Origin of the sequence: Roseateles violae (assembly GCF_030410485.1) — a bacterium.
Lineage (GTDB): Bacteria > Pseudomonadota > Gammaproteobacteria > Burkholderiales > Burkholderiaceae_C > Roseateles_D > Roseateles_D violae.
The window spans coordinates 394,350-406,934 of sequence record NZ_JAUHHC010000005.1; the positions used below are offsets into that span (position 1 = coordinate 394,350).

The 12,585-nt window shown below is 70.3% G+C and carries 15 protein-coding genes; 10 read left to right on the forward strand and 5 right to left on the reverse strand.

Annotated features, from left to right (window positions below; translation table 11 throughout):
• The first annotated feature begins 21 nt into the window (after positions 1-21).
• The 4 genes from QWJ38_RS19425 (at position 22) to QWJ38_RS19440 (ending at position 3,490) form a co-directional block, all read left to right on the forward strand.
• Complete coding sequence (locus tag QWJ38_RS19425) at positions 22-708, forward strand: DUF4136 domain-containing protein (protein WP_290360769.1); 687 nt, start codon at positions 22-24, stop codon at positions 706-708.
• A gap of 46 nt (positions 709-754) precedes the next feature.
• On the forward strand, positions 755-2,146 hold the full coding sequence (glmU, locus tag QWJ38_RS19430; protein WP_290360770.1) for a bifunctional UDP-N-acetylglucosamine diphosphorylase/glucosamine-1-phosphate N-acetyltransferase GlmU: 1,392 nt from the start codon (positions 755-757) through the stop codon (positions 2,144-2,146).
• 165 nt (positions 2,147-2,311) lie between these two features.
• Positions 2,312-2,695 carry a hypothetical protein gene (locus QWJ38_RS19435; RefSeq protein ID WP_290360771.1) on the forward strand — a complete coding sequence of 128 codons (384 nt, stop codon included), beginning with the start codon at positions 2,312-2,314 and terminating at the stop codon, positions 2,693-2,695.
• A 99-nt stretch (positions 2,696-2,794) separates the two neighbouring features.
• Entirely contained in the window at positions 2,795-3,490 is a 696-nt protein-coding gene (locus QWJ38_RS19440; RefSeq protein WP_290360772.1) for a Crp/Fnr family transcriptional regulator, read from the forward strand.
• 3 nt (positions 3,491-3,493) lie between these two features.
• Here QWJ38_RS19440 and QWJ38_RS19445 read toward each other — a convergent pair whose 3' ends face one another.
• Complete coding sequence (locus QWJ38_RS19445) at positions 3,494-4,342, reverse strand: phytanoyl-CoA dioxygenase family protein (protein WP_290360773.1); 849 nt, start codon at positions 4,340-4,342, stop codon at positions 3,494-3,496.
• 177 nt (positions 4,343-4,519) lie between these two features.
• Here QWJ38_RS19445 and QWJ38_RS19450 point away from each other — a divergent pair, with 177 nt between their 5' ends.
• Positions 4,520-5,425, forward strand: coding sequence for a LysR substrate-binding domain-containing protein (locus QWJ38_RS19450; protein ID WP_290360774.1), 906 nt, complete (start codon positions 4,520-4,522; stop codon positions 5,423-5,425).
• 20 nt (positions 5,426-5,445) lie between these two features.
• On the opposite strand, the gene QWJ38_RS19455 is transcribed toward QWJ38_RS19450, so the two are convergent.
• From QWJ38_RS19455 to QWJ38_RS19465, 3 genes are all read right to left on the reverse strand, one after another.
• Positions 5,446-6,327 carry an amidohydrolase family protein gene (locus QWJ38_RS19455; RefSeq protein WP_290360775.1) on the reverse strand — a complete coding sequence of 294 codons (882 nt, stop codon included), beginning with the start codon at positions 6,325-6,327 and terminating at the stop codon, positions 5,446-5,448.
• The gene (locus tag QWJ38_RS19460) at positions 6,327-7,196 is read right to left on the reverse strand and encodes a transposase (protein ID WP_290360776.1); all 870 of its coding nucleotides are present in this window, start codon (positions 7,194-7,196) and stop codon (positions 6,327-6,329) included. The genes QWJ38_RS19455 and QWJ38_RS19460 overlap by 1 nt, the downstream gene beginning before the upstream one ends.
• Before the next feature lie 65 nt (positions 7,197-7,261).
• The gene (locus QWJ38_RS19465; protein ID WP_290360777.1) at positions 7,262-7,708 is read right to left on the reverse strand and encodes a thioredoxin family protein; all 447 of its coding nucleotides are present in this window, start codon (positions 7,706-7,708) and stop codon (positions 7,262-7,264) included.
• A 105-nt stretch (positions 7,709-7,813) separates the two neighbouring features.
• On the opposite strand from QWJ38_RS19465, the gene QWJ38_RS19470 reads away from it, so the two are divergent.
• Genes QWJ38_RS19470 through QWJ38_RS19490 form a run of 5 tightly spaced genes read left to right on the forward strand, consistent with a single transcriptional unit; the run spans position 7,814 to position 11,633 of the window.
• On the forward strand, positions 7,814-8,722 hold the full coding sequence (locus QWJ38_RS19470; protein ID WP_290360778.1) for a DUF808 domain-containing protein: 909 nt from the start codon (positions 7,814-7,816) through the stop codon (positions 8,720-8,722).
• A 33-nt stretch (positions 8,723-8,755) separates the two neighbouring features.
• Positions 8,756-10,351, forward strand: coding sequence for a S10 family serine carboxypeptidase-like protein (locus QWJ38_RS19475; protein WP_290360779.1), 1,596 nt, complete (start codon positions 8,756-8,758; stop codon positions 10,349-10,351).
• Between the two features lie 11 nt (positions 10,352-10,362).
• The gene (locus tag QWJ38_RS19480) at positions 10,363-10,716 is read left to right on the forward strand and encodes an EF-hand domain-containing protein (RefSeq protein WP_290360780.1); all 354 of its coding nucleotides are present in this window, start codon (positions 10,363-10,365) and stop codon (positions 10,714-10,716) included.
• Between the two features lie 30 nt (positions 10,717-10,746).
• Entirely contained in the window at positions 10,747-10,986 is a 240-nt protein-coding gene (locus QWJ38_RS19485; protein WP_290360781.1) for a hypothetical protein, read from the forward strand.
• Positions 10,987-11,006: 20 nt separating this feature from the next.
• Positions 11,007-11,633 (forward strand): UPF0149 family protein, encoded by a 627-nt coding sequence (locus QWJ38_RS19490; RefSeq protein WP_290360782.1) that lies wholly within the window; start codon positions 11,007-11,009, stop codon positions 11,631-11,633.
• A 90-nt stretch (positions 11,634-11,723) separates the two neighbouring features.
• On the opposite strand, the gene QWJ38_RS19495 is transcribed toward QWJ38_RS19490, so the two are convergent.
• On the reverse strand, positions 11,724-12,377 hold the full coding sequence (locus QWJ38_RS19495; protein ID WP_290360783.1) for a PEP-CTERM sorting domain-containing protein: 654 nt from the start codon (positions 12,375-12,377) through the stop codon (positions 11,724-11,726).
• Between the last annotated feature and the right edge of the window lie 208 nt (positions 12,378-12,585).

The window sequence follows — 12,585 nt, forward strand, 5'->3', positions numbered from 1 at the left end:
GGGCCAAGCCAAGGAGGCCTTATGAACCGTCGCCCTCTTCTGCTTGCCGGACTCGCCGTGCTCGTCGCCGGCCTCGTTGCCTGCGCCGGGCCGTACACGATCTCGGCCGACGTCGTCAGCTTCGGCGCCTGGCCCGAGGCCCGCGGCGCCGGCAGCTATGCTTTCGAGCGCCTGCCCTCGCAGCAGCTGTCCCGGCGTCAAGCCGAGCTGGAATACCATGCCCGCCCGGCGCTGGAGCGCGCCGGCTTCAGGCCGGCCGCCGACCCGAAGACGGCCGATGTGCTGATCTCGCTGGGCGCCCAGGTCAATGCCCAGGACTATCCCTACTGGGGCGACCCGATCTGGTGGGGCTGGCGCGGCCCCGGCTGGGGCTATTGGGGCTATGGCGGCTACTACTGGCGCTACGGCGGCTGGCCCTATGGACCCTATGGCAGCTACTGGGGTCCGGGCTGGTACTGGCCCGAGCGGCGTTACGAGCGCGAGGTGGCCGTGCTGGTGCGCGACCGCGCCAGCAACGAGGCACTGTTCGAGGCGCATGCCAGCAGCGAGGGCTATTCGGTCGGCGATGCCGCGCTGATCTCGGCGATGTTCTCGGCCGCGCTGAGCGACTTCCCGCGGCCCAATCCGGAGTCGCACCGGATCTCGGTGATGGTGACGCCGGCCGCGCCGGCGCCGCAGGGGGTGGCGAGCGCGCCGGCCGGTTCCTAGTTCGCGCCGATAATCGCGGCTTCACAAAGTCGTTGAATCGGTGGAAATGTCCCTCAACATCGTCATCATGGCCGCGGGCAAGGGCACGCGGATGAAGTCTTCGCTGCCCAAGGTGCTGCACCGCCTGGCCGGCCGACCGCTGCTGGGCCATGTGCTGGCCAATACCGAGGCGCTGGCCGCCGACAAGCGCATCGTCATCACCGGCCATGGGGCCGAGCAGGTGGAAGCCGCCGTCGCCGGCCCGGACATCGCCTTCGTGCGCCAGATGCCGCAGCTGGGCACCGGCCATGCGATCCAGCAGACGGTGCCGGAGCTGGGCGAGGGCGGCAGCACGCTGATCCTCAGCGGCGACACGCCGCTGACCGCCACCGCCACCGCCCGCGCACTGGTCGAGGCCAGCGCCGGCCCGGATGGTGAGCAAAGGCTGGTCCTGCTGACGATCGACTACAGCGACCCCAGCGGCTACGGCCGCATCATCCGCGAGGGCGAGGCGGTCAAGGCCATCGTCGAGCACAAGGACGCCTCGCCCGAGCAGCGCCAGATCCGTGAGTGCTACACCGGCATCATGGCCGCGCCGACGGCGGCGCTGAAGCGCTGGGTCGGTCAGCTGAACAACAACAACGCCCAGGGCGAGTACTACCTGACCGACATCGTCGCGATGGCCGTCGCCGAAGGCGTGCCGGTGGTCGCCGTCAAGACCGGCGACGAGACCGAGGTGCTGGGCGTCAACAGCCCGACCCAGCTGGCCGAGCTGGAGCGCCGCTACCAGCGCCAGCAGGCCGGCCTGCTGATGGAGGCCGGCGTGCGCCTGGCCGACCCGGCGCGCTTCGATCTGCGCGGCACGCTGAACTGCGGCCAGGACGTCGAGATCGACGTCAACTGCGTGTTCGAGGGTCAGGTCGTGCTGGGTGACGGCGTGAAGATCGGCGCCAACTGCGTGATCCGCAACGCGACGATAGACGCCGGCGCGCGCATCCACGAATTCAGCCATATCGACGGCGAGAAGCCGGCCGGCGCCAAGGTCGGCGAGGGCGCGCTGATCGGCCCCTTCGCCCGCCTGCGCCCCGGCGCCGATCTGGGCGCCGAGGTCCATATCGGCAACTTCGTCGAGGTCAAGAACTCGACCCTGGCCAAGGGCGCCAAGGCCAACCACCTCGCCTATCTGGGCGACGCGACGGTCGGCGAGCGGGTCAACTACGGCGCCGGCTCCATCACCGCCAACTACGACGGCGCCAACAAGCACCGCACGGTGATAGCCGCCGACGTGCACATCGGCTCGAACTGCGTGCTGGTCGCGCCAGTGGAGATCGGCGCCGGTGCCACCGTCGGCGGCGGCTCGACGATCACCAAGCCGGTGGCCGCCGGCGAGCTGGCCGTCGCGCGCGGCAAGCAGGTCGCGATCGCCGGCTGGACACGGCCGGTGAAGAAAAAGGCCTGAGCCGGCGGCTGCAGGTGACGGGGCGTGATATTTTCACGCCCGTATCCCTGGGTCGCGGGACCGCTCCCGGCGAGGGGCCCGCTAGCATGAGGACGTTCACGGCAATGGATGACGACGACTTCGATGGCGCGCAAACAGCTGAATCGACCGCAGCCGGGTCCCGCCATGTCCGCTAAGGACCGCGAAGGCGAGGAGCCCGAGACGCCGGCGGAGCGCCGCGCCCGTGCCGAGGCGCTGGAGAACCAGGCGCTGTACCACGCCCAATGCGAGGACGCCGCCAGCGCCTGCTGGTATATGGCGCGCAGCCTGGGCGCCGCGCGCCAGCTGGAGGCCGATGGCGAGCCCAGCCTGGAACTGCTGTTCGAGCTGCTGGGCGCGCTGGCCGATCTGCCGGCCGAGGTCTGCGCCGCGCCGCTGCCCGAGGTCGTCGGCGGCGATCAGCTGGGCATCACCGAGCTGTGCCAGCAGCTGGCGATGGCGCGCGAGCAGAGCCATGAGGTCTGGGTCGACGCCGAGCTGGCCGCCCCGCGCCACACGCCCACGCACTGAAGCGGCCTGCGGGCTTGCCCGAGGGCATGGTCCGCTGGAGCGCCCCTAAGATCGGCGCGATCCGCAGACAACAAGGGCCGAGGGCCGATCGGAGGCTGGATGGAGCTGGCGGAGATCGCAAGACAGGGCGGTTCCGCCTTGCAGGCCTGGGCCGGCATGGCGCTGGGTTCGCCGACGCAGATCTTCGCCCATCTGGCCGCGACGCTGGCGCTGCTGCTGATGATGCTGGGCGCCTTGATGCGCACCATGCTGCCGCTGCGCTGGCTGGCCGTCGGCGGCAATCTGGGCCTGGCCCTGTACGGCGCCCTGCATCCGGCGCCGCTGACGCTGGCGATCGCGGCCGTGCTGCTGCCGGCCAATCTCTATCGCGCGCTGGAGGTGACCCGGCTGACGCGCCGGGTCAGCCGTGCCGCCGCCGATGCCAATCTGGCCGGGCTGTGGCTGCGGCCCTATATGAAGTCGCGCCGGCTGCGCGCCGGGCAGACGCTGTTCAGGAAGGGCGATCGCGCCGACTGGCTCTATCTGCTGCTGGACGGCGAGATGGAGCTGTCCGACATCGGCCAGCCGCTGCAGCGCGGCCGCATCTTCGGCGAGATCGCGCTGTTCTCGCCCGACCGCATGCGCACGCACACCGCGCGCTGCGTCAGCGCCTGCACGGTGCTGCAGATCCACGCCAGCACGGTCAAGCAGCTTTACTACCAGAACCCGGCCTTCGGCATGCACCTGATCGAACTGCTGTGCGAGCGCCTGGGCAGCGACGTCGCGCGCGCCGAGCGCCAGCAGGCGCAGGCCTAGAAGCTAGAAGCCCCGCACCGGCAGGAGCGCGTCGCGCTGCAGCCAGTTGCGCGGCGAATAGGCGCTGGCGCCGTCGGTCACATGCAGGGTATAGGCATGGCGGGAGCGCGCGGAGCGGTTCGCCGCGCTGTAATGCGGCAGCAGGCCGTGGAAGACGACCAGGCTGCCGGCCTCGACCTCCAGCGGCACCGCGTTCGCCTCGGTGGCGGGCCAGGGCGTGTCGTCCAGCGCCTCCATCCAGGCCCGCCGCCCTTCGCGCACGAAGCGCTCACGCAGCACGCCGCGCGCGCCGCGATGGCCGCCCGGCTCGGTCCACATGCAGCCGTTCTCGCGCGTCGCATCCTCCAGCGCGAACCAGAAGGTCGTCACCGTGACCGGCTCGCTGTCGAAGAAGCTGGCATCCTGGTGCCAGCGCACCTCGCCGCCGATGCCCGGCTGCTTGAAGATGTACATCGACTGCCAGATCTGCGGCCGCGCCAGGCCCAGATCGCGCGCCAGCGCGGCCAGCTCGGGCCCATGCGAGAAGGCATCGAAGACCGGATCGAGATCGTGCATCGCATGGCCGATCTTGTTGATCGACAGCGCCTTGGGCACGCGCAGCTCGCCGCGCGCGTCGAAGGCCTCTTCCTCGAAGAAGCAGCGCATCTCGCAGGCCGAGTCGAGGAAGTAGTCGTCGACCTTGCGGTCCTGCTCCTGGGTGGAGAAGATCGCCCGCTGCGCACCCGGATCGAAGGCCTCGACGATCGCCTCGGCACGCGAGCGCAGGGCGGCGATCTGCGCGGCGCTCTTGAAGCCCGGCAGGATCAGGAAGCCCTGCGCGTCATACGCCTGTTTCTGTTCGGTGCTCAGCATGGGGCCGAGTCTACTGTGCTCAAGAATGCGGCAGCGCAAGAAAATCCCTGGGCGATCAAGCGCTTGCGCACGCTGTGGGCAGCTTGCCCACGCGCTTATCCACAGCCGCCGGGGATAGATGCGCACCCTCTACAAACGGTCACGGCAGGCTTTTCAGCGCCCTTGCACAATCGTCCCATGCGCATTCACTCCCCGTCCCTGCACGAACTGCATGCCTTTGCCGCGGCCGCCCGCCACGGCAGTTTCTCGAAGGCCGCCGAGCAGCTCTGCGTGACCCAGGGCGCGATCAGCCGGGCCTTGCGCAAGCTGGAGGAGGAACTGGGCCAGACCCTGTTCGTGCGCCAGGCCCGCGGCGCCGAGCTGACAACGGCCGGCCGCGAGTACCTGGCGCAGATCGAGCCGGCGCTGCAAAGCCTGGAGGCCGCCGCGCTGGCCCAGCGCGCGCCGCTGGCCCCGACCCGGCTGCGCCTGTCGGTGGCGCCGACCCTGGCCAGCCAATGGCTGATCCCGCGCCTGCCCGACTGGCAGGCCCGCCATCCGCAGATCGCGCTGGCGCTGGTGCCCTATCAGCGCGAGGAGGATTTCGGCGCCGCCGAGGTGGATGCCTGGCTGCGGCCCGCCGAGGCGCATTGGCCCAATGGCATCGTCGCCGACTACATCGTCGGCCGCGCCATCGTGCCGATCTGCCGCCCGCAGGACATCGCGGCCGAGCCGCCGCTGCGCGAGCCGGCCGATCTGCTGGCGCGGCCGCTGCTGTTCCACACCCATTACCCCGACCATTGGCGCGCCTGGCTGGCGGCGGTCGGCGTCGAGCCGGAGCGACTGGACACGCTCGCGGCCAGCGCCGATTTCGAGCAGGTGGCGATGCTGGTGCAGGGCGTGCTGGCGGGGCTCGGTGTGGCCGTCGTGCAGCGCTGCCTGATCGACGACGAGCTGGCCAGCGGCCGCATCGTCATCCCCTTCGCGCGCCCGGTCGAGGTCGGCGGCGGCTATATGCTGTGCACGCGCCGCGCGGCGCAATCGAGCCGCGCGCTGCGGCAGCTGCGCGAATGGCTGCTCGAACAAGGTGCCGCGGCCGATTGATCGATCGGCACGGGATCGAATCACTCGGCCGTCAGCCCGAACAGCGCCGCGCCGTTCTCCCAGGCGATCTTGCGTGCGGCGGCCGGCGGCAGCTCGCCGAGCCAGCTGCGCGCCTCGGACATCAAGGCCTCGTAATGCTGCCAGCGCTGGTTGACCCAGGTGTCGGAGCCGATCAGGAAGCGCTGCGGCTGTTCGCTCAGCAAGGCCTTCCAGGCGGGGCCGAGCCGGCCGTCCTCCAGCAGGCCCGGGCGGTAGGACAGCTCGCCCCTCAATTGCGGATAACGTTGCAGTAATTCGCGTACCCGCGCAATCGGCGTGCCGCCGATGCCGGTATGGGCCCAGATCAGTCGAGCCTGCGGCGCATGGGCCATCAGCTTGTCGATCGCATCGTCATCCACATGGGCCAGCACGACCAGCCCGCGCTCGGCGGCCAGCTGCATCAACTGGCGCGCCACCGGCCCGTCGGCATTGGCGCTGTCGTAGAGATGAAATTCGCCGAGACCGCGATAGGGCCCGGCCGCCGTGCCGCGCGCCAGCTCCTCAAGCACCATCCGGTAGATGCTCTCGTCGGCGAACCAGCCGTTGTAGTCGGCGCGATTTCGGTACAGGCGCACGAAGGGAACGACCTGCACGCCGGCCGCGCGCGTCGCCTCGCGGGCTGAGGCCAGGTCTTGCGTGCCGGCATTGGGCCGGCTGTTGGCGACGATCGCGCGCACGCCGGCGCGCTGCATGCGGCCCAGCACATCGGCCAGCGGATGCGGCTGCTGCGCCTCGACGTTGTAGTGCAGATGGGCGTCAAACAGCGGGCCGGCATAGGTTTGGGGCTGGGGCTGCGCCCGGGCCGGGGCGCAGAAGGCGAGCGCCAGCAGGCCGCATGCCGCCCAGCCCGGCAGGTGGGGCATCAAGCGGTGGCCTCGGCCTGCGCGCGCTCGTAGCCGGCGATCAGGCGGCTGACACGCGAGACCGACAGGTCCAGCGCACCGGCCAGGGTCGTCATCGAGAGGCCGCCCTCGGTATGGGCGCGGTACAGCGCCTCCTCGCGCGACTCACTCTCGCGCAGCCAGTCGGCCCAGGCCTTGGGCCGCGCCGCGCGGCGCGCGCCATTGCCGCTGGCCCGCGCCGCCCAGGCGCGCATCTTCTCGGCGAAGGCGGCGTCGCCGAGGAAGATCTGCTGGCGCAGGCGGCCGGCCCAGAGATCGAGCTCGGGCTCGCTGGCGACCAGCCTGGCATAGCGCTCGGCGGCGCGCCGGTGCTCGGCCGCCGTCGTGGCCGGGCGGCTCAGCACATAGCCGTGTAGGCCGTCGACATCGAGCCAGGGCGGGGCCTCCTCCAGCCCCGCATGGGCGCGGTAGCTGGACCAGGGCCAGTCTTGGGCGCCGGACACCAGGCCCAGGCGCTGCGGGCTCAGCTCGACATAGCGGCACAGATCGAGCAGCAGCGCCTCGCGGTCGACCAGCACCGCGCGGAAGCGCCCCTGGAAAAGCGCGCCGGAGCCGCCATGGCGGCGGTTGTGGTACTGGGTGTAGACGCCGTTGACATGGCGCATCAGCCGCGACAGATTGGCCTGACGCGTGTAGAGCACCAGGTCGTAATGGTCGGGCAGCAGGCAATAGGCGAGCACCTGCGCGTCGAAGCGCTGCATCGCCTGGGCAAGCAGATCGAGCAGGACCTGGCGGTCATCGTCGTCGGCAAAGGCCGGCGCGCCGGCCGCGCGCCTCGAGCTGACGTGATAGACCGCGCCGGGGAATTCGATGCGTAGAGGACGTGCCATGCCCAAAAGCTAGGCGCTCGCCAAGTAAAAGGCAAGGTTTGACCCCTCGACGGAGGCAGCCGATATCAGGGACGCGCGTGCAGGCCTTCGAAGACCTTCAGCACCGCTTCATCCCCCATATTGCGGGCATCGGCCAGCTCGCCGCCGCCGGTCGCGCTGAGCACGCCGCCATCGCGTTCGAGCACCGCGACGGCCGGGATGCCCTTCTTCAGCGGCACGCCCATCTGGGCCGCCAGATCGGTGTTGCGGTTGAAGCGGCCCACATCGACCTTCAGCACGACAAAGCGCTTGGAGACATGGCTGGCCAGTGAGCCCGCGCTCATCTTGCGCTCCAGCGCCAGGCAGTCGCCGCACCAGTTGGCACCAAACACGACCAGCACGTTTTTCTGCTGCGACTGCGCCGCGGCAAGCGCGCGATTGAGCTCGGCGCGCGCATCGGCCTGCTCGTCATAGACCGCCTTCGCGGGCGCGCCGGCCGTGTCGGCGCGAAGGGTCGGGGAGGCAATCAACATGCCTGCGGAAATGGCTAGGACGAGGATCGGTTTCATCGACAAAGCGGTTTCAAGGGGGTTTGGTACAAAGGCGCGAACGCACTCGAATCACGACCGGGATTGTCCATGGCTTCCAGCCTTCTTGCATTGCTCGACGATATTGCCAGCCTGCTCGACGATGTCGCGCTGCTGTCCAAGCTGGCGGCCAAGAAAACCAGCGGCGTGCTGGGCGACGACCTCGCGCTGAACGCGCAGCAGGTCAGCGGCGTGCCGGCCGAGCGCGAACTGCCGGTCGTCTGGGCGGTGTTCAAGGGTTCCGCGCGCAACAAGGCGATCCTGGTGCCAGCGGCGCTGGCGATCAGCGCCTGGGCGCCCTGGGCCGTCACGCCGCTGCTGATGGTCGGGGGCGCCTATCTGTGCTTCGAGGGCTTCGAGAAGCTGGCGCATGGCCTCCTGCACAGCAAGGACGAGGACGCCGCCGAGCACCAGGCGCTCAGCGCCGCGCTGGCCGATCCGGCGCAGGACATGACCGTCGTTGCGCAGGAGAAGATCCGCGGCGCCGTGCGCACCGACTTCATCCTTTCGGCCGAGATCATCGCGATCACGCTGGGCACCGTCGCCGAGGCGGCCTTTCCGACCCGGCTGCTGGTGCTGACGGGCGTGGCCGCCTTGATGACGATAGGCGTCTACGGCTTGGTCGCCGCCATCGTCAAACTCGATGATGCCGGCCTCTATCTGAGCCGCCGCCCGGAAGCGGCGAGCCGCCAACTGGGGCGCGCGATCCTGGCCGCGGCGCCCTGGCTGATGAAGGCGCTGTCGGTGGCCGGCACGGCGGCGATGTTCCTGGTCGGCGGCGGCATCCTGGCCCACGGCCTGCCCTGGCTGCATGGCGCGCCGCAGGCGCTGGCCGCCTGGCTCGGCCCGGTGGCAGGTCTTGCGGTGGACGCGCTGACCGGCCTGGCCGCGGGCGCGCTGTGCCTGGCCCTGGTCAGCCTGGCGAAACGGCTGTGGCCGCGCGCCAAGAGGCTGGCATAGTAGGCACTCGATCGCCAGCTCGACGGAGGCCCGATGAGCAGCAGCCCCAAGGTCGATGAAGGAAACGGCGGCCGCCCCAGGGCGCGGCTTGCGGGGGCATGTCTTGCCCTGCTGCTTGGCTTGCTGGCCGCCTGCGGCGGCGGCGGTGGCGGGTCCGGCAGCGCGCCCGAGCCGCCCGCCGTCGACCCGGCCCTCGTCGTCGATCCGACCGTCTACGCCAGCGGCGCCAGCGATTCGCTGCCCAGCGCCAGCGAGGCCGCGGCGCAGACCGAGCAGCGCCTGACCCTGGCCAGCGGCGCCACGCTGGACTACACCGCCAGCGTCGGCCACCTGAATGCCGGCACGCCGGCGGGCGCCAGCATGTTCTACATCGCCTACACGGCCAAGGGCGCGCCGGCCACCCGGCCCATCGTCTTCTTCTACAACGGCGGTCCCGGCTCGGCCTCGGTCTGGCTGCATCTGGGCTCCTGGGGGCCCAAGCGCCTGGTCACGAACATGCCGTCAACGACCTTGCCGCAGGCCACCCTGGTCGACAACCCGCTGAGCCTGCTCGGCGAGGCCGATCTGGTCTTCGTCGACGCGGTCGGCACCGGCTACTCGCAGGCGATCGCGCCGAACAACAACCGCAGCTTCTGGGGCGTGGACCAGGATGCGGCGATCTTCCGCGACTTCGTGCTGCGCTACACGGCCAAGACGCAGCGCGGCAGCGCGCCGCTGCTGCTCTACGGTGAATCCTATGGCGGCCTGCGCACGCCCATCCTGGCCCAGGCGCTGCTGGCGGCCGGCGCGCCGCTGAAGGGCCTGGTGCTGCAGTCCGCCATCCTCGACTACAACAGCAACTGCGCGGTGCTCGAGCCGGGCCGGCTCAGCTGCGGCAGCTTCGTGCCCAGCTATGGCGCGACGGCCGCCTGGTTCCAGCGCGCGCGGCCGCAGCCGGCCAATCTGGACGCCGCCCTGCCCGGCTTCGTCCAGGGCATCGTCGACTATGTGGGCGCCAGCTACGAGCCGGCCGCCCAGCTTTATCTGAGCAGCCACCTGCCGCTGTCGATGGCGATGAGCCAGCAACTGGCCGACTACAGCGGCCTGGCCGCCAGCGACTGGCAGACCGCGCCGCTGCTGGGGCCCGAGCAGTACCGCCGCCTGCTGCTGCCGCAGCAATTGCTGGGCCGCTACGACAGCCGCATCGCCGCCGCCCTCGGCACGCCGCTGGCCAGCGAGGGCGACCCGTCGAACACGGTGCTGACCGCGGCCTTCCGCGGCGCCATCGGCGACTATCTGCGCCAGCTGAAGTACCAGGCGGCCGTGCCCTATCTGATGTTCAACGAGGCCAGCATCAATCTCTGGGACTGGCGCCACGATGGTCACCCGCTGCCCGACGCGATTCCCGATCTTGCGCTGGCACTGACCCTGAAGCCCGATCTGAAGGTCTTCGTCATCGGCGGTTATCACGACCTGGCCACGCCCTTCCGCCAGACCGAACTGGACCTGGCCCGGCTCGGCAGCGCGCCGGCCGGCCTGCAGCTGCGCCGCTATGTCGGCGGCCATATGACCTATCTGGACGAGCAGGTGCGGCCGGCCCTGGCCGCCGATCTGACCGTCCTGCTGCGCGGCCTCGCCGCCACGCCCTGAAGGAGCCTGCGATGAAGAAAAGCCTGATCGGCTGCGCGGCCGCCCTGCTCGCCACCGGCGGCGCGCTGGCGCAAAGCCGCGTCGAGCCGCTGGCCGATCCCTGGCTGCCGCCCGGCGCGCGCGCGGCGCCGCTGGCCGCGCCGAGCAGCGGCGCCGCGCTGCGCGCCCAGGTGATGGGCAAGCTGGCGCAGCAGTTCCGCCAGGCCGATGCGGCCGGTCGCGGCGCGTTGAGCCTGGACGAGGCGCGCCGCGCCGGCTGGGGCTTCGCGGTGCAGAACTTCCAGGCGCTGGACAGCGACGGCCGCGGCGAGATCCGCCTGCAGGACCTGCAGCGCTTCGTCGACGAGCGCCAGCGTCAGCGCTGAGCACCGCGGCAGACAGGGGACAATCGGGGCATGAAGATCCACAACATCGAAGTCAGCAAGTTCAAGGCCGCGTCGAACACGCTCAACGGCCTAGTGATGTTCAAGGTCGACGCGCTGATCGCCGAGAAGCAGCCGCTCGAAGGCATCGAGCCGAGTTCGGTCATCTCGATGACCGAGCAGAACGCGCGCGTGCTGATGGCGCTGCTGAAGTCCCAGCTCGCCGAATTCGACGCCAAGAAGCCGAAGAGCCGCCACGGCCGGCACGGCTGACAGAGAAGAAGAAAACCGCCATGGAATATCCGCACTACAAACCCGAATCCGACCATTTGCCGCTCAGCGACGAGGAGCTGTCGACGCTGGACGAGCTGCTAGCCAATCTGCCCAGCGATGGCGCCATGAATATCGAGGCGCTGGACGGTTATCTGGCCGGCCTGCTGCTGAGCCCCGAGCCGCTGGCCGACAAGCCCGGCGCCGACTGGCTGCCGACGATCTGGGGCGGCGATGGCGAGGGCGACAACGCCCCCTTTGCCAGCGGCAAGCAGAAGAAGCGCGTGATCCTGCTGGTGCTGCGCCATCTGCGCTCGATCGCCTTCCACTGGGCCGGCGCGCAGGCGACTTGGGAGCCGATCTTCAGCGTCGCCGAGTTCGACGGCGAGGACGAGCAGGAAGAGCTGACCGACGCGGAGGACTGGGCGATCGGCTTCATGAGCGCCGTCGACCTGGCGCCCGCGGCCTGGGCGCCGCTGTTCGAGCAGGCCGAGACGGCCGCGCTGCTGGAGCCGATCACGCTGCTGGGCGCCGACGAGGCACAGCTGCCCGAGGCCGAGCGCGAGCGCCTGGCCGATCCGCACGAGCGCGATGCGCTGAGCCGGGCGATCCCGGACGCGGTGCTGGCGCTGTACGCGCGGCGGGCCTGAAACCGCGCCTGGCGGCAGCCAAAAGAAAAGGGCCCCGCGGGGCCCTTTGCCATGGCGTCCTCATGACGCTGCCTTCGTCCGGGCGGCCGCTCAGCCGCGCTGACGCCGGCGGGCGACGAAGCCCATCGCGCCGAGGCCGGCCAGCATCAGGGCCAGGCTTTGCGGCTCGGGCACGGCGCTGGTCAGCGACAGGTAGTCGATCGCGAAGTCGTTGCCGTTGTAGTCGGTCGACAGGTTCAGCAGCTTCAGCTGCGCGCTGCCGCTGAAGGGCGAGACGACGCTGCCGCCCCAGCTCTGCCATTCGCCCGCGGCGCCCAGCTGCACCGTGCCCAGCACATGGTCGACGGCGCCGACCGTCAGCACGGCCTGCAGCTTGGACGGGTTGCCGCTGTAGACGCTGGCGGCGGCGGCCGTGAAGTCGTAGCTGGTGCCGGCCGTCAGATGGATGGTTTGCGACCAGACGACGTTGCTGGCCAGGCTCTCGCCGCCGTTGACGATCAGCATGTTCTCGCCGCTGAAGGCGCCGAAGCTGGCCCAGCCGCTGTGCAGCGCGTTCGGATTGCTGCCCACATTGACGACCCCCGGCGCATAGGCGTCGCCGCCGATCGCATAGCTGGACGAGAAGCCGCTCAGGCCGGCATCGAACTCGCCGTTCAGGATGACGTTGGCGGCCTCGGCCGAGGACAGGCTGGCCAGCAGGCCGGCGCTCAGGGTCAGGGCCTTGATCGTGTTCTTCTTCATCATTGCGGATTCCCTCGCATCGTCTGGATGGCGGCCGCCGCGCTCCATCCGGGCTTTGTTCTGATTGCTGCTTCTTCTTGCGGCGCAGGGCGCGAGTGTCCGGGTCGGCGGCGGCCTGCGCATCCCGCGAATACGGGGACTCCCCCGCACAAGCGGGGGAGAAGAGAGCGGATCCGTGAGCTTTTGCGCACGCGGCGCTGGGGACGGCGCC